This window comes from Sphingomonas gilva, from assembly GCF_003515075.1.
In the GTDB taxonomy this organism is placed as follows: Bacteria; Pseudomonadota; Alphaproteobacteria; order Sphingomonadales; family Sphingomonadaceae; genus Sphingomonas; species Sphingomonas gilva.
Genome location: NZ_QWLV01000001.1, coordinates 49590 through 70880, shown reverse-complemented (window position 1 = coordinate 70880; position 21291 = coordinate 49590). Strand labels below are relative to the sequence as shown.

The 21291-nt window shown below is 68.1% G+C and carries 19 protein-coding genes; 12 read left to right on the top strand and 7 right to left on the bottom strand.

What is annotated here, in order from left to right; all coding sequences use genetic code 11:
• Nucleotides 1–50 precede the first annotated feature (50 nt).
• The 5 genes from D1610_RS00335 to D1610_RS00315 all read right to left on the bottom strand — a co-directional run bounded on the left by D1610_RS00335 (nt 51) and on the right by D1610_RS00315 (nt 5687).
• The gene (locus D1610_RS00335) at nt 51–914 is read right to left on the bottom strand and encodes a phytoene/squalene synthase family protein (protein ID WP_118862895.1); all 864 of its coding nucleotides are present in this window, start codon (nt 912–914) and stop codon (nt 51–53) included.
• Nucleotides 915–991: 77 nt separating this feature from the next.
• On the bottom strand, nt 992–1573 hold the full coding sequence (locus D1610_RS00330) for an LOG family protein (RefSeq protein ID WP_118862163.1): 582 nt from the start codon (nt 1571–1573) through the stop codon (nt 992–994).
• A 142-nt stretch (nt 1574–1715) separates the two neighbouring features.
• Nucleotides 1716–3206: a phytoene desaturase gene (locus D1610_RS00325; RefSeq protein ID WP_245941885.1), complete on the bottom strand. Its 1491-nt coding sequence runs from the start codon at nt 3204–3206 to the stop codon at nt 1716–1718.
• Complete coding sequence (gene crtY / locus D1610_RS00320) at nt 3197–4363, bottom strand: lycopene beta-cyclase CrtY (protein ID WP_118862161.1); 1167 nt, start codon at nt 4361–4363, stop codon at nt 3197–3199. The genes D1610_RS00325 and crtY overlap by 10 nt, the downstream gene beginning before the upstream one ends.
• A gap of 88 nt (nt 4364–4451) precedes the next feature.
• On the bottom strand, nt 4452–5687 hold the full coding sequence (locus tag D1610_RS00315) for a hypothetical protein (protein WP_147414237.1): 1236 nt from the start codon (nt 5685–5687) through the stop codon (nt 4452–4454).
• A 161-nt stretch (nt 5688–5848) separates the two neighbouring features.
• On the opposite strand from D1610_RS00315, the gene D1610_RS00310 reads away from it, so the two are divergent.
• Both D1610_RS00310 and D1610_RS00305 read left to right on the top strand, forming a co-directional pair.
• A complete protein-coding gene (locus tag D1610_RS00310) occupies nt 5849–6427 on the top strand; it encodes a DUF2585 domain-containing protein (protein WP_118862159.1) in 579 nt (192 codons plus the stop codon).
• Nucleotides 6428–6512: 85 nt separating this feature from the next.
• Nucleotides 6513–6998: a hypothetical protein gene (locus D1610_RS00305; protein WP_118862158.1), complete on the top strand. Its 486-nt coding sequence runs from the start codon at nt 6513–6515 to the stop codon at nt 6996–6998.
• Nucleotides 6999–7005: 7 nt separating this feature from the next.
• On the opposite strand, the gene D1610_RS00300 is transcribed toward D1610_RS00305, so the two are convergent.
• The gene (locus tag D1610_RS00300; protein WP_118862157.1) at nt 7006–7524 is read right to left on the bottom strand and encodes a hypothetical protein; all 519 of its coding nucleotides are present in this window, start codon (nt 7522–7524) and stop codon (nt 7006–7008) included.
• 109 nt (nt 7525–7633) lie between these two features.
• Here D1610_RS00300 and D1610_RS00295 point away from each other — a divergent pair, with 109 nt between their 5' ends.
• The 10 genes from D1610_RS00295 (at nt 7634) to recQ (ending at nt 19559) form a co-directional block, all read left to right on the top strand.
• Nucleotides 7634–8410: a sterol desaturase family protein gene (locus D1610_RS00295; protein WP_118862156.1), complete on the top strand. Its 777-nt coding sequence runs from the start codon at nt 7634–7636 to the stop codon at nt 8408–8410.
• Complete coding sequence (locus tag D1610_RS00290) at nt 8340–8765, top strand: DUF2141 domain-containing protein (RefSeq protein WP_245941883.1); 426 nt, start codon at nt 8340–8342, stop codon at nt 8763–8765. Before D1610_RS00295 ends, D1610_RS00290 begins: the two co-directional genes overlap by 71 nt.
• A 54-nt stretch (nt 8766–8819) precedes the next feature.
• On the top strand, nt 8820–9725 hold the full coding sequence (locus tag D1610_RS00285; RefSeq protein ID WP_245941882.1) for a MipA/OmpV family protein: 906 nt from the start codon (nt 8820–8822) through the stop codon (nt 9723–9725).
• A gap of 54 nt (nt 9726–9779) precedes the next feature.
• The gene (locus tag D1610_RS00280) at nt 9780–11162 is read left to right on the top strand and encodes an APC family permease (RefSeq protein ID WP_245941880.1); all 1383 of its coding nucleotides are present in this window, start codon (nt 9780–9782) and stop codon (nt 11160–11162) included.
• The gene (locus D1610_RS00275) at nt 11159–11701 is read left to right on the top strand and encodes an SAM-dependent methyltransferase (protein WP_118862153.1); all 543 of its coding nucleotides are present in this window, start codon (nt 11159–11161) and stop codon (nt 11699–11701) included. Before D1610_RS00280 ends, D1610_RS00275 begins: the two co-directional genes overlap by 4 nt.
• Nucleotides 11702–11895: 194 nt before the next feature.
• Nucleotides 11896–13896, top strand: a complete 2001-nt coding sequence (gene thiC / locus D1610_RS00270) for a phosphomethylpyrimidine synthase ThiC (protein ID WP_245941878.1) — start codon at nt 11896–11898, stop codon at nt 13894–13896.
• Between the two features lie 100 nt (nt 13897–13996).
• Nucleotides 13997–14809: a hypothetical protein gene (locus tag D1610_RS00265; RefSeq protein ID WP_147414236.1), complete on the top strand. Its 813-nt coding sequence runs from the start codon at nt 13997–13999 to the stop codon at nt 14807–14809.
• Between the two features lie 127 nt (nt 14810–14936).
• Nucleotides 14937–15563: a hypothetical protein gene (locus D1610_RS00260; protein ID WP_222926898.1), complete on the top strand. Its 627-nt coding sequence runs from the start codon at nt 14937–14939 to the stop codon at nt 15561–15563.
• 120 nt (nt 15564–15683) lie between these two features.
• Nucleotides 15684–17747: a putative bifunctional diguanylate cyclase/phosphodiesterase gene (locus D1610_RS00255; RefSeq protein WP_245941877.1), complete on the top strand. Its 2064-nt coding sequence runs from the start codon at nt 15684–15686 to the stop codon at nt 17745–17747.
• Between the two features lie 45 nt (nt 17748–17792).
• Complete coding sequence (gene recQ, locus D1610_RS00250; RefSeq protein ID WP_118862150.1) at nt 17793–19559, top strand: DNA helicase RecQ; 1767 nt, start codon at nt 17793–17795, stop codon at nt 19557–19559.
• 18 nt (nt 19560–19577) lie between these two features.
• Here the strand turns inward: recQ and D1610_RS00245 are convergent, their stop codons facing one another.
• Complete coding sequence (locus tag D1610_RS00245; protein WP_147414235.1) at nt 19578–21119, bottom strand: serine hydrolase domain-containing protein; 1542 nt, start codon at nt 21117–21119, stop codon at nt 19578–19580.
• Nucleotides 21120–21291 lie beyond the last annotated feature (172 nt).

The window sequence follows — 21291 nt, the reverse complement described above, 5'->3', positions numbered from 1 at the left end:
AATACGGCAACGCCACGATAAAGTTGCGTAAAATGAGGGTTTTCGCGGCGTTAACCCCGATCCGGCCGGGTCCATAGCTCGGCGTCGCGGGGCCGCGGCGTACGCTGGTTGAGCGCCGCCGCGCCGGCCTTCGCCGCCAGCGCCAGCTTCTCCGCGCGGCCGACGACGACGCGGTGGTCCCAGGCGTGTTCGCCGCGCTCCGCCACCTTCCGCGCGATCGCCCCATAGATTTCCGACGCCGCCAGCACCGCCCAGCGCGAGCGGAAGGGCAGGCCCTGCGCGCCCTCCGCCGCGCTCGCCCGGTAGGCCGCCGCCATTCCCGCCAGCCGCTTCGCCAGCACCGCCAGCCGCGCGCGGAACGGCGGCTTCATGTGCTGTCCCGGCGGCATGTCCATCTCGACCAGCCACTCCTCGGGCAGATAGCAGCGTCCCACGCGGTCATCCTCCTCGACATCGCGGGCGATGTTGGCGAGCTGGAAGGCGATGCCGAGATCCGAGGCGCGGTCGAGCGTGGCCGAATCGCCGGGCGAGACCCCCATCACCACCGCCATCGCGCACCCGATCGCGCCCGCGACATGGTAGCAATAGCCGAGCATGTCGGTCTCGGAGCGCGGCCGCCACTCCTCCGCATCGCGCGCGAATCCCGCGATCACATCGTCGATGAAGCCGTGCGGCACCGGGCATTCGGCGACCAGGTAGCGCAGCGCGTCGAACGCCGGATGCCCGACCGGCTCGCCCGCCAGCGCCCTGGCGGTGAGCTCGCGGATCAGCGCCAGCCGCGCGGCCGGATCGGCGACCGCGGTCATGTCGTGGCCCATCGCCTGCCCGTCGGCGAGATCGTCGCAGGCGCGCGCCCAGGCGTAGAGCAGCCAGGCGCGCTCGCGCGTGCGCCGGTCGAACAGCCTGCTCGCCATCGCGAAGCTCCTGGAGCCGGCGGCGATCGTCTCGCCCGCGGTCGCGACGATCGCGTCGCGCGTCGCGTACCCTCCGCTCACAGCTCTTCGCTGCTCATCTTGAAGATCGGCGTGTGCGGGCGGTGCGCCGCCATCCGTTCGAGCAGATCGTCGAGCGTGTCCGCCACGATCAATATGTCGCGGTGGACCGGGCGCAGGAAGCCGATCTCGGCCATCTTGGCGACGAAGGCGATCAGGTGATCGTAGAAGCCGAGCGCGTTGAGCAGCCCTACCGGCTTGGCGTGATAGCCGAGCTGCGCCCAGCTCATCGCCTCCCACAATTCGTCCATCGTGCCGGTGCCGCCGGGGATGGTGACGAAGCCGTCGGAAAGGTCGGTGAACAGCTGCTTGCGCTGGTGCATGCCGGGAACGACGTGCAGCTCGGTCAGCCCGCGATGCGCCACCTCGGTGTCGACCAGCGCCTCGGGGATCACGCCGATCACCTCGCCCCCCGCGTCGAGCGCGGCATCGGCGACCGCGCCCATCAGCCCCAGCCGCCCGCCGCCATAGACAAGCCCGATCCCGCGTTCGGCGAAGCTGCGGCCGACAAGCCGCGCGACCTCGATATAAGCGGGATCGGCGGGCGTGGCGGAGCCGCAGTAAACGGCGAGGCGGTTCATTCCGATCCTCCCCGGCACGGGGAGGGGGACCAGCCGCAGGCTGGTGGAGGGGGATCGCCCCACACGCTTCGCTCGCGGCCAGCCCCCTCCACCGCACTTCGTGCGGTCCCCCTCCCCGTGCCGGGGAGGATCACACAGCCATTCACCCGAAATCCTCCAGCATCAACTTCGCCGTCGCCTTGGCGCTCGCCACCACCCCAGGGATCCCCGCGCCGGGATGCGTGCCCGCGCCGACGAAATAGAGGTTGGGGATATGGTCGTCGCGGTTGTGCACGCGGAAATACGCGCTCTGCGTCAATATCGGCTCCAGCGAGAAGGCGCTCCCCAGATGCGCGTTCAGATCGTGCGCGAAATGGGTCGGGGCGTAGCTGAAGCAGGTGACGATCCGGTCGTGGATGTCGGGGATCAGCCGTCGGCCGACCTCGTCGAGGATGCGCTTCTCCATCACCGGTCCGATCTCGCCCCAGTTGACCGGCAGCTTGCCGAGATGCGGCACGGGCGCGAGCGCGTAGAAGGTCGAATGCCCCTCGGGGGCCATCGAAGGGTCCGTCACCGTCGGATGGTGGAGATAGAGCGAGAAATCCTCGCTCAGCACGCCGGTGTCGAAGATGTCGGTCAAGAGCCCCTTGTAGCGCGGGCCGAACAGGATCGAATGGTGCGGGATGCCGGGCCAGGTGCCCTTCACCCCGAAATGGACGACGAACAGCGAGGGCGACCAGCGCTTGGCGCGCAGCCTGGGCACCTTGCGCCGCGCCGACCCCGAATGGCGCAAAAGGTCGCGATAGCTGTGCATCACATCGGCGTTGCTCGCCACCGCATCGACCTCGCGCCGCCAGCCGCTCTTGCACGAAACCGCGGTGGCGCGATCGCCCAGCGTCTCGATCGCATCGACAGGATCGCCCAGGCGAAGGGTGCCGCCCAGCCGCTCGAACTGCGAGACCATCGCCGCGACCAGCCTGTTGGTGCCGCCTTTCGCGAACCACACGCCGCCGTCGCGTTCCAGCTTGTGGATCAGCGCGTAGATCGCGCTGGTCGTCATCGGATTGCCGCCGACGAGGAGCGTGTGGAAGCTCAGCGCCTCGCGCAGCTTGGGGTGCCGCACGAAATGCGACACCATCGAATAGACCGATCGCCACGCCTGATGCTTCGCGAGCGCCGGCGCCGCCTTCACCATCGACGCGAAGTCCAGGAACGCGCTGTGCCCCAGCTTGACATAGCCTTCCTGATAGACCCCCGCGGCATAATCTAGGAACTTGGCGTATCCCGCGACATCGATCGGATCGAGCTTTGCGATCTCGGCGGTGAGCTTCGCATCATCGTTCGAATAATCGAAGCTGGTCCCGTCGGGCCAGCTGAGGCGGTAGAAGGGCGATATGGGCTCCAGCGTCACATCCGCCGCCATGTCGCGGCCGGTCAGCGCCCATAGCTCGGCAAGCGCAGCGGGATCGGTGATGACGGTGGGTCCGGCGTCGAAGACGAAGCCGTCGCGCTCCCAATGATAGGCGCGCCCCCCCGGCTTGTCGCGCGCCTCGATCAGCACGGTGTCGACGCCCGCCGACTGCAGCCGGATGGCGAGCGCCAGCCCGCCGAATCCAGCCCCGATCACCGCCGCCGATCTGGTTTTTACCGCCACGTCGTCTCCCGCACCGCCTGCAGCGCGCGCCCGATCGGGACGGGCGGCTTGCCGGCGAGGATGCGGGCCTTGTCCAGCCATGTCGACTGTCCCGCGTAGAATCGGCGTATAAGCGCAGGGTTCAGCCGATAAAAGCGCTGGATCACGCGCCAGCGCTCGGCCGGCTCGGCGGCGCGGAACAGCATGGCGTTGAGCAGGCGGTAGAAGCCGCGGCTTTCCCATGCCGCGCGCGCATGGCCGTGCGTCAGCCTGGCGAGCGCCGGGCCCGACAGGTCGCGCTCGGCGGCGATCTTCACCGCCAGCCGCACCGCATCGGGCAGCGAATAGCCGGTGGCCGGCTGGAACAGCCCCGCGCGCATCCCCGCCTTGGCGACATCGGTCCCGGTCGATCGCCAATAGCTTTCGAAATCGCCGCCCAGCGCGATCGGCAGCACGCCGGTTTCCTCGCGGTGCACGCCTTCGATGCTCCAGCCGCGGCGGTGCGCGTAGTCGTCGATCCGCTGGGCCAGCGCCTTCTTGTCGAGCTTGGGCGAATCGCTGAAATAGGTGTCCTCGACGAACATTCGCGTCGCGGTGAAGGGCAGCGCATAGACGAAGCGGTAGCCGTCCACCTGATCGACGCACGCATCCATCACCCGCGGATCGGGCGCCTCGTGCGGCTCGGCCAGCGCCAGCTCGCGTCCCATGAACTTCTGCCAGCCGAGATCGAGCAGCCCCAGATCGCCCGGGCCGCGCGCGTCGATCACCCCCTTGGCCTCGATCCGCGTGCCGTCGGCCAGCATCACCGCGCGCGGCGAGAGCCCCAGCACCCGCTTGCGCGTCATCACCCGCCCACGCGGCAGCGCGCCGCGGATCACCCGGTGGAAATGCTCGCTCTCGATCGAATAATAGGGTGCGTCGAGCGTCCGCTCGAGATCGGGGAAGCATACCGAATAGCGCCGCCAGGCATGGCTGACGAGCGGCGCGACCAGCCATTTGTCGCCCGGCGCGATATCGCCGCCGAAGAACGACCAGACGTGATTGCCCCCCAGCCTGGGCGCGCTCTCGATCAGCCGCACGTCGACATCGCCGCGCCGCTCGCCCAGCGCCCGCGCGATCAGCCCGCCAGCCAGCCCGCCGCCGACGATGGCGACATCGCAGGAAATGCTCTCTGCCATAGGTGAGGGGCGGTTAGCGTAAGGCGCGCATGAAGGGAAATGCGGTTCGGCGCACAATCGCCCGCTTTCACCGCGCGTGGGAAGACCGCTATCCCTTGGCTTTATCGCGCGAGCCCTCGTACGGACACTCGGCCCGCTCCGCGTCGCTCTTGGTCAGTTCGCTGCTGAATTCCCGACGACGCTTCTGTTCGTCCTCATCCGCCTTGACGACGGCCTGGAGCTTCGTCTGCGCCTCCTGCAGGTCGGTTTTCGCATCGTCGATAGGCTGTTTCAGAGCAGTGATCTGCGCCTCGATCTGCTTGGCCTTGGGATCGGCATCAGCCGCCGCGTCGAGCGCCGCCGCGTCCGCCGCCGGAGAGCGGGCCGCTTCGGTCGCACGAGCGGCATCCTTCGCGGCCCTTAGATCATTCTCGAGCGTCGTGCGCCGGTTGAGGAGGTTCTGCAGGTTGTTGCTCATCCTGTTGTGCTGATCGATAGCCAGCTGCCCGGAAAGTGAGTTGGTCACAAACGACGCCGATATAAGATTGTCCGCCTGCTTCTGAATCGAAGCAAGATCGGCAAGCTGCCGCCGCATCGTATCAAGACCAGGCTGATCCGACCGTTCGATCGCCTGCGCCGCCTCGGCGAGACCGGTGAGGATCGAGCAGCTCGCATGATAGCGCATCGCATCTCCGAACCCGTCCATCAACGTGTAGGAGGTCATCGGGCAGGCTTGGCGATTCGTGATGTCGCGCAACTGCCGCTCGCGCGATTTCTCATAGGCGGCGACGAGCACGTGGATGGTCTGGCTGGAAAACCAGCTTTCGTTGATCGCGGTGCGGCTGCCGCTCAGCATGGCGGACGATCCGGACAGGATGCGCGCCGCCTCCGCCCCCTGGACGATGCCGCCAACACCGCCGGTCAGGATTGCTAGCACGCTCAGCGCGCTGTTGGTCTGCCCGTCGAAGGTCTTGAGATGCGCCGAATAGCTGCCGCACTTGTCGTTCGACACCGCGATGAGCGCGTCGACCACCTCGTTGCGCCGCCAGAGCGTTTGCTCCGTAGCGTCGCCTTTTCCCGGTCCTCGATCAAATTCGTAGGCGCGCAACTGATCGAGAAGATCTCCACAGACTTTGTTGCCTGCAAATGCCGGGGGCGACCGGCTGCTTTCCGGTGCGGTCACTGCGAAAAGGAACAGCGGATCGTCGAGGCACAGGTCCGCATTCTCGCCGACGCTGCTGCTGAACAGCGGCTCGGCCTGCGAAAGCCTCACTCGCTCGTCGGCTAGATTGCATCCGGATAGAAGCACAGCCGCCAGACCGGCGGCGCAAAGGCGCATGAACATCGTTGTCCCCCCAGGCAAACAAGACGTCGTGCGACCCTAATATGCGGACGTTACAGGACCTTATTCTGGAGTCAACTCGATCGCTCTTCGCAACTCGCGCCATTTCGGATCGATCGCACGGTTTCATTGCCTAGCGCGCCCGCGCCCGGCAATGTCGCGCGATGACCGTCCCGCGCCGAGCCCTCCGCACCCCGCCGCGCGCGCTGGTCGCCGCCATCCTCCTCGCAGCCGTCGCCGCGGCGATCCTGCTCGTCATGGGCCGCCCGCCGATCTGCGCCTGCGGCAGCGTCAAGCTGTGGCACGGCGTGGTGCAGTCGAGCGAGAACAGCCAGCATCTGGCCGACTGGTACAGCTTCAGCCACGTCATCCACGGCTTCCTGTTCTACGGCGCGGCGCACCTGCTGCTGAAGGGGGGCGCGCGCCAATGGGCGCTGCCGCTCGCGGTGCTGGTCGAGGGCGCGTGGGAGCTGCTGGAGAATTCGCCGATCATCATCGACCGCTACCGCGAGGCGACCATCGCCTTCGGCTATTCGGGCGACAGCGTGATCAACTCGGTCGCCGATATCGGCTGGATGGCGCTGGGCTTCGCGCTCGCCGCGCGGCTGCCGGTGTGGCTGACGGTCGCGCTCGCCATCGCATTCGAGCTGATGACGCTGTGGCTGATCCGCGACAATCTGACGCTGAACGTGCTGATGCTGGTCTGGCCGGTCGAGGCGATCAAGCTGTGGCAGGGAGGTTAGGACCTTCGGCCTAGGCCGCCCGGACGCGATGCCCGGCGATACGCGTCATGTTATCATAGGCGTATCGCGGGCGGGAGGCACCGGCATGATTCGCGCGTTGACGACGGGAGCGGCGCTGCTCTCCGCAGCCGCGGCGGCGCAGGTCGCGCTTGCGCCGGCGGATCGCGACGCCGCGTTCCGCGCCGCAGGCTTCCTCAAGATGGGCGGCGCGTGGCGCGGTTGCGACGATCCGGGCACCGCCGGCTATACGCCGGGCAGCATCGAGCAGGTCGAGGACGTCAACGGCGACAATTTGCCCGAAGCGGTGATCACCGAAGGCAGCAGCTATTGCTATGGCGGCGCGGGAGCGGGCTATGTCCTGGTCAGCAAGCAGGGCCCGGCGCGCTGGCGGCGCATCACCCAGGGGACCGGCATGCTGCGGTTCCTGGAGACCAGGGGCGTCGGCGGCTGGCCGGATATCGAGATCGGCGGGCCGGGCTTCTGCTTCCCGGTCGAACGCTGGAACGGCCGCGAATATCGCCGCGTCCGCTTCGAATATGAAGGCAAGCCCTGCACGCCGGCGCACCGATGATCGCAGGCTATCCTTCCCGCCAGCGCGCCAATGCGCGGCGATAGGCGGCATCCGCCCGCTCGCGCGCCTGCTCCAGCCTTCCGGCTTCGTTCGATTGCGCCTTGTCGAGCTTGCGGCGTCTGGCGGCCAGCGCCTTCTCTTCGCGCGCCAGCGCCGCGCGTTCCGCCCGGTGACGGCGCTCGGCAGCTTCGATCGCCGCTTCGGCGGCGTCGAGCCCGGCGCGGCTCGGATGCGGCGCGCGCTTCGCCTTGGCGGCCGGCTTCGTGACCTTTCCGCCATCATCGCCGGCGAGCGCGGCTTTCTGCTCCGCAGCGGTTCCGCGCATCCGTTTGATGATCTTGCCGGGATTGGCGAGCGGCTCGGCGGACAATTGGGCATCGGTCACGCGTTCGGCGACGCCGCGGGCGAACAGGTCATGGTCGCTGCCCCATGCCTCGAGCGCCGCCTTCTGGCTGGGCGCCGCGACATAGGCGTCGTGGAAGCCGATCGGCGTGCGAAACACCTTCAGCTTGCGCGCCGCCGCCATCGTCAGCGGCCTGTCCGTTCGGGGGGAAAGTTCATCGCGTGCTCCGGGGCGGACAACGCCGTTCGCGCCAAGTCTATCCGGCCGCGCGCGCGGCGCCTATGATCGGGCCATGTCGCCCGCGCTCGCCATCCTCCTTTCCGCGCTCGCGATGACCGCGATCGTCGGCACGCGCTATCTCGCCGCCTCGGGCGCGTTCGCCCTCGCCACGCGGATCAGGCATCCGGGCCTCTATCGCGGCCTCGACCGGCAGATGCGGCGCGAGATCGGCTGGAGCCTCGCCTCGGCCGCGATCTACGGCGCGCCCGCCGGGATCGTCGCCTGGGGCTGGCGGGAACATGGCTGGACGCGCATCTACAGCGACGTCTCCGCCTGGCCGCTCTGGTATCTCCCCGTCTCGGTGCTGCTCTACCTCGCCGCGCACGACGCCTGGTTCTACTGGACCCACCGCTGGATGCACCGCCCGCGCCCGTTCCGCATCGCGCATGCGGTCCACCACGCCAGCCGCCCGCCGACGGCCTGGGCGGCGATGGCCTTCCATCCGCTCGAGGCGATCGCCGGCGCTGTGGTAATTCCGCTACTGGTCTTTGTAATTCCGATCCACGTCGCCGCGCTGGGGCTTGTGCTGGCGATCATGACGGTGATGGGTGTGACCAACCATATGGGGTGGGAAATCTTCCCCAGATGGATGCACTCGGGCCCGCTCGGCAGCTGGCTGATCACCGCCAGCCATCACCAGCGGCATCATGCGGAGTATGCTTGCAACTATGGCCTCTATTTCCGCTTCTGGGATCGGCTCTGCGGCACCGACAAGGGGCTTGGCGATTTCCGCTCTCTCCGCCGCGGCGTTCATTCTGCTGGCCGGCGCGAGCCCGACCTCGACGCTTGACGTCGGCGTCGACAAGCTGCGTTCGGCAAAGGGCCTGGTGCGCATCTGCCTGACGCGCGATCCGGACAATTTCCCCGATTGCGTCGATGATGCCGGGGCCGTCACCCGATCGATTCCAGCCAGCGCGCCGCATACCGTGTTCGAGGGACTCGCTCCGGGCGGCTATGCCATCGCCATCATCCATGACGAGAATGCCAACGCGAAGCTCGATACCTTCGCCGGCATTCCCAGGGAAGGCATCGGCTTCTCGCGCAACCCGAAATTCACCTTTGGCCCGCCGCGCTTCTCCGCCGCGCGCTTCACGCTCGATGGTGATGCCGAGCGGCAACAGGTGCGGATGCGTTACTTCCTGTGATGCGGCCGCCCCGCAACCAAAACCGCTTCTGGCTCGTTGCGGCAGCGCAACCTGTTGAATTGGACACATATGATCCACCGCACGCTCACGGCCCTGTTCGCCGCCGCCCTGCTCGCCACGCCTGCCTTGGCGCAGGATACCGAACAGGGGCAGACCGGCCAGGCCGATCCCGGCACCGCCGTGGACAATCCCTCGCTCGATCCCGATCGCGACACGGTCACCGCCGGCGTCGGCGTGGTCGTCATTCCCGATTATGAGGGATCGAACGATTATCGCGTGATCCCCGGCGCGATCGTGCGCGGCAAGGTCTCCGGCATCAGCTTCTTCACCCGCGGCCTCGCGCTGTTCGTCGACGTGATCCCGGAGCCGCCGGGCGAGAGCGTCGACATCTCCTTCGGCCCGATGATCCAGTATCGCGGCGGCCGCTCCAGTCTCGATTCGATCGAGGACCCGCGCATCCGCGCGCTCGGAGAGACCGACAGCGCGCTCGAGGTCGGCGCCTGGGCGGGCGTCTCCAAGACCGGAATCATCACCTCCGCCTATGATACATTGGGGGCGCGGATCAGCTATCAGCATGACGTGATCGGCGGACATGACAGCTACGTCATCACCCCCACCATCGAATATGGCACGCCGCTGTCGACCACCACCTTCGTCGGCCTGGGCGTCACCGCCGATTATGTCGGCGACGATTTCGCGCGGACCTATTTCTCGATAGCGCCCGGCCAATCGGTCGCGAGCGGGTTGCCGGCGTACGACGCCGATGGCGGCTTCAAGAGCGTCGGCGGCACGCTGATCCTCGGCCAGTCGCTGTCGGGCGATCTCCGGCACGGGTTGGGGCTGTTCGGGCTGATCGGCTATAACCGCCTGCTCGGCGATTTCGCCGACTCGCCAATCGTGTCGGTCGCGGGCAGCCGCAACCAGTGGTTCGGCGGCATCGGCCTGGGCTACACTTTCTGACCGCGTGCGCGGCCGGCTGCAACCAAGTCGCGCCTGGCCGGTTTGGAGCGGATGTTGCGTGTCCGTAGCGATCCTCCGCACGGCGACATATTCGCGGACGGGGCGGGGCCCCGGCCGATCCTGGGCGCGCGCCATGCCGTCGCGATCTGCATCGGCATCGTCATCGGCGCGGGCGTGTTCCGCACGCCATCGCTGGTCGCGGCCAATTCCGCCGACGCCTTCGTCTTCGCCGCCGCCTGGATCGCGGGCGGGCTGCTCTCGATCGTCGGCGCGCTGTGCTATGCGGAGCTCGCTTCGGCCTATCCCGGCGTCGGCGGCGATTACAGCTATCTGAAGCGCGCGTTCGGCGCACGGGTGGGCTTCATCTACGCCTGGGCGCGGCTGTCGGTGATCCAGACCGGATCGATCGCGCTGCTCGCCTTCGTCTTCGGCGATTATCTGGCGGAGATCGTCGATATCGGCCCGCGGGGGCCGGTGTTGTTCGCCGCGGCGATCGTCATCCTCCTCACCGCGCTCAACCGCGCCGGTGCGCGCCAGGGCGCAGGCGCGCAGCTGTGGCTGATGCTGCTGGAGGTCGGCGGCCTGCTGCTGATCACCGCCGCCGCCTTTCTGCTCGTCCCGCCTGCGCCTGCGTCCGCCGTCGCTGCGGCGCCGGAGGGCAGTGCGCTGGGGCTCGTGATGGTGTTCGTCCTCCTCACCTTCGGCGGGTGGAGCGAGACCGTCTACGTCACCGCGGAGCTGCGCGGCGGACGGCGGCGCATCGCCGGGGTGCTGGTCGCGAGCCTGGCGCTCGTCACGCTGCTCTACCTGCTGGTCAACCTCGCCTTTCTTCACGCGCTGGGCCTTGGCGGGATGGCCGCGAGCGACGCGGTCGCGGCCGACGCCATGCGGCTGGCGATGGGCGATGCGGGCGCGGTGGCGATCAGCCTGATCGTCGCGGTCGCCGCGCTCAGCTCGGCCAACGCCACCGTCATCACCGGCGCGCGCACCGGCCATGCGCTGGGCGAGAACACCCCCGCGCTCGGCTGGCTCGGCCGCTGGGACGGCGCGCGCGGCACGCCGGGCAACGCGCTCCTCGCGCAAGGCGCGGTGGCGCTGCTGCTGGTCGTGCTGGGCGGGCTGTCGCGCGACGGCTTCGCCGCGGCGGTCGAGTTCACCGCGCCGGTGTTCTGGCTCGCCATGTTCGGCGTCGGCGTCGCGCTGTTCGTGCTGCGCCGGCGAGAGCCCGGCGTCGATCGCCCGTTCCGCGTGCCGCTCTATCCGCTCACCCCGGCGATATTCTGCGCGACCAGCCTTTACCTGCTCTGGTCGAGCATCGCCTATACCGGCGTCAGCGCGCTGGCCGGCGTCGCGCTGCTGGCGGTCGGCGCGGCGCTATCCCTGTTCATCCGCCTGTCGCCCAACGGTTCCCCAAGCGAGAAGGAGTTCGCCCGATGAAATGCCTTGTCCTCGCCATCATGCTCGCCACGGCGGGCGCCTCGGCCGCCTGCGCGCAGCAGGCGCCCACGCAGACGCGCACGCCCGACGTGATCTACGTCCCCACGCCCCAGCCGGTGGTCGAGGCGATGCTCAAGCTCGCCAAGGTCAAAAAGGGCGACGTCCTCTACGATCTCGGCTCGGGCGACGGGCGCATCCCGGTCACCGCCGCCAAGCTCTACGGCGTCCGCGCGACCGGCATCGACATCGATCCCGAACGCATCGCCGAGGCCAAGGCCAACGTCGCGAAGGAGGGCGTCGGCAACCTCGTCACCATCAAGCGGGAAGACCTGTTCGAGACCGATTTCAGCGACGCGACGGTGGTCACGCTCTACCTGCTCGATTCGCTGAACGAAAAGCTGCGTCCGCGCCTGCTCGCCGAGCTCAAGCCCGGCACGCGCATCGTCAGCCACGCCTTCCGCATGGGCGACTGGGAGCCCGAGGTGACGAAAGAGGTGGAAGGCCGCACCATCTATCTATGGACCGTGCCCAGGCGCTGACCTACAAGGGGCCATCCCCGGGGGAGCGCTGCCGGGTTCCCATCAAGCTGATAGTTTGATGGGGTCCCTATCCGCGCTTGAGAGGGTGGCAGGAGCCGCCGACCCGCTGAACCTGATCCGGTTGACACCGGCGTAGGGAGTGGGCGGTCCTTCATCCGAAGCCCGTGCTCCCCGCGATAGTGGAGAGCATGACGATGGCCGACATTCCCGCCCGCACCGAACTTATACCTCCCCGGAACGGGGAGGGGGACCGTTCGCCGCAGGCGAATGGTGGAGGGGGCGGAGCGCAGCTCCGTGTCACCACCGGCCCGATCCGCGGCAGCCATAAGGTGCATGTCGGCCCATTGAACGTCGCCATGCGCGAGATCGACCTCGAACCCTCCTCGGGCGAACCCCCCTTGCGCGTCTACGACACCAGCGGCCCCTATACCGATCCCGCCACCCGCATCGACATCATGGCCGGTCTCCACGAGCTGCGCCGCGACTGGATCCGGAGCCGCAATGACGTCGAGGAGGTCGCCCAGCGCGAGGTCCGCCCCGAGGATAACGGCCAGCTCGGCCCCGACCGCAGCGGCGGCGTCCAGCCCTTCCCCAATGTTCGCCGCACCGTGCTCCGCGCCAGGCCGGGCATGAACGTCTCCCAGATGCACTATGCCCGCCGCGGCATCGTCACGCCCGAGATGGAATATGTCGCCACCCGGGAGAATCTCGGTCGCGCGATGCTCAACGAATATGTCCGCGACGGCCAGGACTGGGGCGCCTCGATCCCCGATTACGTGACGCCGGAATTCGTCCGCGACGAGGTGGCGAGGGGCCGCGCGATCATCCCCAGCAACATCAACCATCCCGAAAGCGAGCCGATGGCGGTCGGCCGCAACTTCCTGGTCAAGATCAACGCCAATATCGGCAACTCGGCGGTCGCATCCGATGTGGCGAGCGAAGTCGACAAGATGGTGTGGGCGATCCGCTGGGGCGCCGACACCGTCATGGACCTCTCGACCGGGCGCAACATCCATGACACGCGCGAATGGATCATCCGCAACAGCCCCGTGCCGATCGGCACCGTCCCGATCTACCAGGCGCTCGAGAAGGTCGGGGGCATCGCCGAGGACCTGACCTGGGAGATCTTCCGCGACACGCTGATCGAGCAGGCCGAACAGGGCGTCGACTATTTCACCATCCACGCCGGCGTCCGCCTGCCGTACATCCCCATGACCGCCAAGCGGGTCACCGGCATCGTCAGCCGCGGCGGCTCGATCATGGCGAAATGGTGCCTCGCCCACCACAAGGAGAGCTTCCTCTACGAACGCTTCGACGAGATCACCGAGATCATGAAGGCCTATGACATCGCCTATTCGCTGGGCGACGGCCTGCGCCCCGGCTCGATCGCCGACGCCAATGACGAGGCCCAGTTCGCCGAGCTCTACACGCTGGGCGAGCTGACCAAACGCGCCTGGGAGCAGGATGTGCAGGTGATGATCGAAGGCCCCGGCCATGTGCCGATGCACAAGATCAAGGAGAATATGGACAAGCAGCTCCAGGCATGCGGCGAGGCCCCCTTCTACACGCTCGGCCCGCTCACCACCGATATCGCGCCGGGCTATGACCACATCACCAGCGGCATCGGCGCGGCGATGATCGGCTGGTACGGCACGGCGATGCTCTGCTACGTGACGCCGAAGGAGCATCTCGGCCTCCCCGACCGCGACGACGTGAAGGTCGGCGTGGTGACCTACAAGCTCGCCGCCCACGCCGCCGACCTCGCCAAGGGGCATCCCGCGGCCAAGCTGCGCGACGACGCCCTCAGCCGCGCCCGTTTCGAGTTCCGCTGGCGCGACCAGTTCAACCTCAGCCTCGATCCCGACACGGCGGAGCAGTATCACGACCAGACGCTGCCGGCGGAAGGCGCAAAGACCGCGCATTTCTGCTCGATGTGCGGGCCGAAGTTTTGCTCGATGAAGATCACCCAAGAAGTGAGGGATTTTGCGGCGAAGCAGAATCAGGGCGCAGAAAGCTTCCTTGCCGCCAATTCCTCCCTCGCGTCAGCGGGGGAGGGGGACCATTCGGCAAAGCCGAATGGTGGAGGGGGCCTCGCCGCGGAGGAAGCCGAAGCCGGCATGGCCGAAATGAGCGAAAAATTCCGCGAAACCGGCAGCGAGCTCTATATGGGCGCGGGCGGGCGCGAGCACGACTGACGCCGTCGCCGGATACCTTATCCGCATCGGATGCGTCCGCGTCGACAATATTGACTGTCCTTCCCCCCTCACACAGTCTGCGTAACGGGGGAGAATGGACATGGACGACAAGGCGGGGGATCTGACCGAGGCGGCGCTCGATCGGCGGTACGAGCTGGATTATTCGCCGGGCGAGGTCCAGGCGATGTGGACGCCGCCCGCCGCGCTGTTCCAGGGCGCGCTGGCGGTGGGCCGTCCGCCGCGGCTGATCGGCAAGTCGACCGGCGTGACCGGCGAGCACATCCAGCTCAACGCCGAAAGCCGCGTTCGCGCGCGCATCTGCGTCGACGACCAGAGCCTGACGATGAGCCTCGACCTCAAGATCGGCGGCGGGGTCGTCATCGTCGATACCGGCAGCGCCGAATCGAAGCTGCAGCTGATCTCCAGCATCGGCGTCAGCAATTATGACGTCACCATCGTCGTCTACGCCAAGCATGTGCCGGGATCGCTGTTCGCCAAGGGCGCGCGCCTGCTTCCCGGCGTCCGGCCCGGCACGCAGGGCTTCGTCGATTACTATGGCGGCGCCTGGGTGTCGAAGATCACCCACGGCGCCGAATTCGCCAGCATCGTCAACTACAAGGCGGCGACGCGCGAACAGCGCATGGGCATCGTCTCCGCGCTCAAGGCGGAAGGGGCGCTCGCCGGCAACTCGCTCAACTTCGACTTCTCGCTCGAGGCCAAGCTGGAGGCGGTCGCGAAGCATTTCGCCTATGACACGGACTATCTGATCCGCGGCATCGCCAGCCCGCCCTATTTCGAGCCGCTCGAAACCAAGAGCGCCGAATTCTGCCGCGATTTCCTGAAGCTCACGCCCGATTCGCCGATCGTCACCGATCTCGACTTCACCGATTACGGCTCGGTGCCGCCAGGATGAGAAGGAAGACGCGATACAACTGAGCGAAGCGACGAAAAGGCCCTTGCGCTCGGCGTCGGGAACAGAGGCGCCACGTTCGTCCCTAAGCATCTCGGATCGTTCGCGCCGACATCGGCGTTGGATGGGCATGAGACTGTTTCCAATCGCCTTTGTCCTGGCCTTGGCCGCTTGCGCGCCCGAAGCCGCCGATAAGGCAGAGAGCGGCAACGCCGCTGCGCCCGTCAGCCAGCCGCCGCCGGCCGCTCCGGCTGAGCCGGCGCGTGCGCCCGCCACGGAGACGGCCCTCACGGCCGATGGCTGGGGCCCGCTCCGGATCGGCATGAGCCGGGCCGAGATCGAAGCGGCGCTGGGCGGGGACGCCGATCCGGCGGCGGTAGGCGGGCCGGATCCCGAGGCCTGCGACCAGTTCCGCCCGGCGCGCGCGCCCCAAGGCATGCTGGTGATGGTCGAGGACGGCAAGCTCGCCCGCATCTCGCTGGTCCGCGACGCCGACATCGCGACCGACCGGGGCATCAGCCTGGGCGACGATGCCGCCAGGGTCCGCGCCGCCTATGGCGACGCTATCGGCGCGACGCCGCACGCCTATCTCCATCCCGAGGGCGGCTATCTGACCGTCTGGGCGCGCGGCGGCGGCGGTGAAGACGTTCGCGATCCCGCGGCGCGCGGCATCCGCTACGAGATCGGCGAGGACGACCGCGTCACGGCGATCCATGCCGGCGGGCCGGCGATCCAGCATGTCGAGGGCTGCCTTTAGGATTATCGATCACCGCCTTCTCGCTGAAAGGGGAGGCGCACTGCGTAAATTGCGCACGCGTTAGTGCTATTGTAAGACTATTCGGCCCAGATGCGCCGTTGCCTGGCATCTGGAGCCGCCATGATCGACGTCGCCCTGTGTATCGCCATCGAGCATGATCCGTGGCTGGTCGCGCTCGCGGTGCTGATCTGCGGCATGGGCGCCTTCGCCATCGTCCAGATGTTCGAGCGCGCGTGCAACGTGCCCGGGCTGCAGCGCTTCGGCTGGGTGTTCCTCACCTCGGTCGCGGCGGGCGCGACGATATGGTGCACCCATTTCGTCGCGATGCTGGCGTTCGAGGCCAAGGCGCCGGTCCAGCTCGATCCGGTGCTGACGATCGGTTCGCTGATCGTCGCGGTGGTCGGCTCTTTCGCCGGCTTCAGCGTCGCCGCGTGGCGATCCGATCGCGCGCTTCCGGCGATCGGCGGCGCGCTGTTCGGCGGCGCGATCTCGGCGATGCACTTCATGGGCATGGCCGCCTACCGCGTGCAGGGCGCCGTCAGCTGGGACATGGGCTACGTCGTCGCGTCGGTCGCCTGCGCCTGTGTCTTCGCCGGCGCGGCGCTCGCCGTGCTCAGGTCGCTCAGCCTGCCGCGTCACCGCGTCGCGCTGGGTACCGTCCTGATCGTCGTCGCCATTGCGACGCTGCACTTCGTCGCGATGACCGCGATGAACATCCGGCCGATGATGGGAAGCGATCTCGCGCTCGAGGCCGAGGAGGCGCGCGCGCTGGCGCTCGCCACCGCGCTGATCGGGCTGCTGGTGATCGCATCGGGCGTGTTCGCCGCGATGATCGACCGCCAGACGCGCTCGGACGCGATGCAGCGCCTGCATCACATGGCGATGAACGACGCGCTGACCGGCCTGCCCAATCGCGTCGGCTTCCAGGGCGAGCTCGACCGCCAGATCGCCGCCGCACGGACGACGGGCGGGCGGATCGGGCTGTGCGCGATCGATCTCGACCGCTTCAAGGAGATCAACGACGTCCATGGCCACAAGGCGGGCGACGACGTGCTGGTGCTGCTCGCCGAGCGGATGCGCCAGGCGATCGGTCCGAACGACATGGTCGCGCGGCTGGGCGGCGACGAGTTCGTCGCGATCACCCGCTTCACCGACCGCGCGCAGCTGGTAGCGTTCGCCGCTCTGCTCGAGGCGACGCTCAAGGCGCCGCTCTCGCTCGGCCAGTTCGACGCGCGGCTGGGGGCGAGCATCGGCGTCGCGGTCTTTCCCGACGACGCGGGAGATGCCGAGGCGCTGACCAACAACGCCGATCTCGCCATGTACCGGGCCAAGTGCGAGAGCGCGCCCGGTCCCTGCCATTATGACAGCGAGCTGGACGAGGCGATCCGCGAACGCCGCGAGATCGCGAACGACCTGCGCCGCGCGATCGAGCATGACGAGCTCGACGTGCACTATCAGGTGCAGGCGTCGATCGCGACGCGTGAGGTGACCGGATATGAGGCGCTGCTGCGCTGGACCCACCCCGAACGCGGGGCGATCCCGCCATCGGTGTTCATCCCCATCGCCGAGGAGAACGGCCTGATCCTGAGCCTCGGCGAATGGGTGCTGCGGCGCGCCTGCTTCGATGCGATGCGCTGGGACCACCAATCGCGCGTCGCGGTCAACGTGTCGGCGCTTCAGCTCGCCCATGCCGATCTGCCGCGGCTGTTCCACCAGGTGATGCTCGATTCGGGGCTGCCGCCGCGGCGGCTGGAGATCGAGCTGACCGAGACCGCGATCATGGCGAACCGTGAGCGCGCGCTGCACATCCTCCGCCAGATCAAGGCGCTGGGCGTCGGCGTGGCGCTCGACGATTTCGGCACCGGCTATTCGTCGCTGGAGACGCTGCGCGTCTTCCCGTTCGACAAGATCAAGCTCGATCGCTTCTTCACCTCGGAACTGGAAGGAAGTCCGCAGGCGACCGCGATCATCCGCGCGGTGCTGGCGCTGGGCAAGAGCCTCGCCATCCCCGTGCTCGCCGAGGGCATCGAGACCGACGAGCAGCTGAGCGTGCTGATCCGCGAAGGCTGCGACGAGGTGCAGGGCTTCCTGCTCGGCCATCCCGCGCCGATGCCGGTGACCGGCGCGATCGGGGCGACGCCTGCGGCGGACGAAAAGGTCGGAGCGCTCGAACGCGCCGCCTGACGCGTCGCCGGTGGCCAAGCCCGGCGCGATGCCTATAAGGCGCTGATGGTCGATCTGGCGGCGCTGCTCCGCACCACATTCGGATTCGAAGGCTTTCGCGGCGTCCAGCGCCAGGTGGTGGACCGCGTGCTGGCCGGCGCCAACACGCTCGCGGTGATGCCCACCGGCGCGGGCAAGTCGCTCTGCTACCAGCTGCCGGCGCTGGCGATGCCGGGCACCTGTATCGTCATCTCGCCGCTCATCGCACTGATGCACGATCAGCTGCGCGCGGCCGAGGCGGTCGGCATCCGCGCGGCGACGCTGACCTCGGTCGACACCAACCAGGCCGAGACGCGCGCGCGGTTCCGCAGCGGCGATCTCGATCTGCTCTACGTCGCGCCCGAACGCGCCTCAAGCGAGGGCTTCCGCCGGCTGCTCGGCGAGGGGCGGCTGAGCCTGTTCGCCATCGACGAGGCGCATTGCGTATCCGAATGGGGTCACGATTTCCGCCCCGACTATCGGCTGCTCAAGCCGCTGATGGACGCGCATCCCGACGTCCCCCGCCTCGCGCTCACCGCCACCGCCGACGCGCACACCCGCGCCGATATCCTGACGCAGCTCGGTATTCCCGATGATGGCCTGATCGTAGCCGGGTTCGACCGGCCCAACATCCGCTATGCGATCACCCCCAAGGCCAACACCGCGCGGCAGATCGCGGCGCTGATCGCGGAGACGCCGGGGCCGGGCATCGTCTATGCGCAGACGCGCAGCGGGGCGGAGAAGCTCGCCGGGCAGCTGGCGGCGACGGGCCGGCCGACGCGCGCCTATCATGCCGGGCTCGATCCCGCGGTGCGCGCGCGCAATCAGGCCGATTTCGTCGCCAGCGAGGATATGGTGATCGTCGCCACGGTCGCCTTCGGCATGGGCATCGACAAGCCCGACGTGCGATTCGTCGCCCATGCCGGCATCCCCAAGTCGATCGAGGCCTATTATCAGGAAACCGGCCGCGCGGGGCGCGACGGCGATCCGTCGGTCGCGCACATGTTCTGGGGCGCGGAGGATTTCGCGCGGGCGCGGGCGCGGCTGAACGAGGTCGATGAAGCGCGCTTGGCCGGCGAGCGCGCCCGGCTCGACGCGCTCGCCGGGCTGGTCGAGACGCCGGGTTGCCGGCGCGCGGTGCTGCTCCGCCATTTCGGCGAGGACCCGCCCGAGACCTGCGGCAATTGCGACAATTGCCTGAATGCGCCCGGGGTGATCGACGCGACCGAGACGGCGCGCAAGCTGCTCTCCGCGGTCTATCGCACCGGCCAGAGCTTCGGCATCGGCCATGTCGAAAAGGTGCTGACGGGCGCGAACGACGACCGCATCGATCGGCTGGGGCATGATCGTCTGAGCGTCTTCGGCATCGTCGCGGGCGAGGAGGCGGGGCTGATCCGCCCGCTCGCCCGCGCCTTGCAGGCGCGCGGCAGCCTGGTGCCGACCGAGCATGGCGGCCTCGCGCTGGGGGGAGACGCGCGCGCGATCCTGAAGGGCGAGGCGGCGGTCGAGATCGTCGTCCCGCCCAAGCGCGAACGCCGCCGCCGCGCCGACCGAAGCGCCGCGGCCAACCCGATCGGCGATCCGCTGTTCGAGGCGCTGCGGGCCGCACGCCGCGATCTGGCGAAGGAAGCGGGCGTGCCGCCCTATGTCGTCTTCCACGATTCGGTGCTGCGCGACATGGCCCGGCTCCGCCCGCGCGACCTCTCCGAAATGGCGCTGGTCAGCGGCGTCGGCGCGCGCAAGCTGGAGGCTTATGGCGACGCCTTCCTCGCGGTGGTGCGGGAATGGGCGTGATCCACCGCCTGCCGCGCCTCACAGCGAGATGGATTCGCCCCTCTCAATACGCGGGATCATCTCGCGCGCATGGCTGTTGGCAGGATTCAGCGCCAGCGACCGGCGGAAGCTTGCCATCGCCTTGCTCGCGAAATCGGGCCCGGCCGCGGCATAGCCGTCGCCCAGGCTGTCGTGAACGTTCCAATCGTCTGGATATTCCCGCGCGTTGAGCTCCCACAAAGCGATGGCGTCTTGCACCCGGCCCTTGCGCAGCAGGGAATAGCCCAGCCGATTGAGCTCGCCCGGGTTGAAGATGTAGTTCGGACGCGTTTCTTGCGTCTTCAGTGCTTCGTAGCGCGCGATCGCGGCCGAAACGCCGCCTTCGTGCAAAGGCCCAAGGATCGTCGCCGCGATCGAGCGCGGGATCGACAGCCGCTTGCCCGTCTTCCATTCCATCCAGTCGGCGACCAGCTGGTTCGATACGTTCCAGCCGTTCGATCCGTTGGTGAGGACGATCAGTCCGTCGCGCTGGAATCGGCTGACCCAGAAGAAGCTCTGCCAGCCGCGATTGCCGCCGTCATGGCCGACGCGCGCCACGCCGTCCGGAAAGCCCTCGCCCGCCGCCTGGATCGAATAGCCCAGTCCCCAGCGTCCATTGGTGGCGGGCGCGGGCGCGGTCATCAGGTCAAGCATGCCCGGCTTCAGCACCGCCCCCGATCGCGGGTCGCCGATCGACGCCAGCGCGTAGCAGGCCATGTCGCCGACGGTCGCATACATGCCCGCAGCGGCGAGCTCGGCGAACCGCGGCGTAGGCGTCTCCTCGCCCAGTTCGTCATAGGCTCGCGCGGCGCGGCCAAGCACGTCGGCGGTCAGAGCGAAGCTGCTGTCGTCCATGCCGAGCGGGCGAAGGACGGCGTCGCGCATATGGTCCGCGAACGGCTTGCCCGCGGTTTCCTCGACCAGCAATTGCATCAGCGTGTAGCCGCCGCCCGAATAGGACCAGCGCGAACCCGGCGCCGCCTCCAGCACGACCGCGCCGGCGCCGTTCGCCTGGCCGGACAGCGATTGTTCCAATGTCGGGATGAGGTCGTCAGGCCCCCAGCCGCGATAGCCCGACACCGACAGACCCGCTGTATGGCTGAGCAGCCGGCGCAAGGTGACGCCCGACACCGGATGCGGCGATGGGGGAAGATGCCAGCGCTTCAGCCGCGCGTCGACCGGCTCGTCGAGTGACAGCTTGCCTTCGCCCACCAGGTGCATCGCCCCCCATGCCGCCACCGATTTGGAGGTCGATCCGATGTTGAACAGCGTTTCGGGGCCGACCGCCGTCGCGGTGGCCAGGTTCGCCACGCCGAACCCGCGCGCGAGAATCACCCGGCCGTCCTCGATCACCACCACCGCGCCGCCCGGTACGCCGAAATCCTCGAGATAGGTCGGGGTCCGGGCGCTGACCTGTTCCGCGAAGGCCGCCTCGCGCGCGCTCCTCTCGGTCGCGGCTTCGGAACAGCCGGCGAAGGCCGGCTCGCCGATCAGGGCTCCGGCAAACAGCAGCCAGGTCGCGCAAAGTAGCTGTCGCTTCATCTTGACCCCCGAATTTCCTTGAAACGCGCGGAACTTGTCGTGCTTGGCCCGGCGGCACAAGCCGCTTGGCTGCGATGCACGATAATGCTCAATGCGTATGACAATGCGCTTTCACGGCTTGCATCGGTGGCGACCGTTCCTATTCTGATGCTGCCATGATGTTCACCATCTT

What these genes read in the sequence shown, in the direction of transcription:
- D1610_RS00335 (WP_118862895.1), bottom strand. Translation starts at nt 914, where the DNA reads ATGGCGAGCAGGCTGTTCGACCGGCGCACGCGCGAGCGCGCCTGGCTG.
- D1610_RS00330 (WP_118862163.1), bottom strand. Translation starts at nt 1,573, where the DNA reads ATGAACCGCCTCGCCGTTTACTGCGGCTCCGCCACGCCCGCCGATCCC.
- crtY (WP_118862161.1), bottom strand. Translation starts at nt 4,363, where the DNA reads ATGGCAGAGAGCATTTCCTGCGATGTCGCCATCGTCGGCGGCGGGCTG.
- D1610_RS00315 (WP_147414237.1), bottom strand. Translation starts at nt 5,687, where the DNA reads ATGTTCATGCGCCTTTGCGCCGCCGGTCTGGCGGCTGTGCTTCTATCC.
- D1610_RS00310 (WP_118862159.1), top strand. Translation starts at nt 5,849, where the DNA reads ATGACCGTCCCGCGCCGAGCCCTCCGCACCCCGCCGCGCGCGCTGGTC.
- D1610_RS00305 (WP_118862158.1), top strand. Translation starts at nt 6,513, where the DNA reads ATGATTCGCGCGTTGACGACGGGAGCGGCGCTGCTCTCCGCAGCCGCG.
- D1610_RS00300 (WP_118862157.1), bottom strand. Translation starts at nt 7,524, where the DNA reads ATGGCGGCGGCGCGCAAGCTGAAGGTGTTTCGCACGCCGATCGGCTTC.
- D1610_RS00295 (WP_118862156.1), top strand. Translation starts at nt 7,634, where the DNA reads ATGTCGCCCGCGCTCGCCATCCTCCTTTCCGCGCTCGCGATGACCGCG.
- D1610_RS00275 (WP_118862153.1), top strand. Translation starts at nt 11,159, where the DNA reads ATGAAATGCCTTGTCCTCGCCATCATGCTCGCCACGGCGGGCGCCTCG.
- thiC (WP_245941878.1), top strand. Translation starts at nt 11,896, where the DNA reads ATGGCCGACATTCCCGCCCGCACCGAACTTATACCTCCCCGGAACGGG.
- D1610_RS00265 (WP_147414236.1), top strand. Translation starts at nt 13,997, where the DNA reads ATGGACGACAAGGCGGGGGATCTGACCGAGGCGGCGCTCGATCGGCGG.
- D1610_RS00260 (WP_222926898.1), top strand. Translation starts at nt 14,937, where the DNA reads ATGAGACTGTTTCCAATCGCCTTTGTCCTGGCCTTGGCCGCTTGCGCG.
- D1610_RS00255 (WP_245941877.1), top strand. Translation starts at nt 15,684, where the DNA reads ATGATCGACGTCGCCCTGTGTATCGCCATCGAGCATGATCCGTGGCTG.
- recQ (WP_118862150.1), top strand. Translation starts at nt 17,793, where the DNA reads ATGGTCGATCTGGCGGCGCTGCTCCGCACCACATTCGGATTCGAAGGC.
- D1610_RS00245 (WP_147414235.1), bottom strand. Translation starts at nt 21,119, where the DNA reads ATGAAGCGACAGCTACTTTGCGCGACCTGGCTGCTGTTTGCCGGAGCC.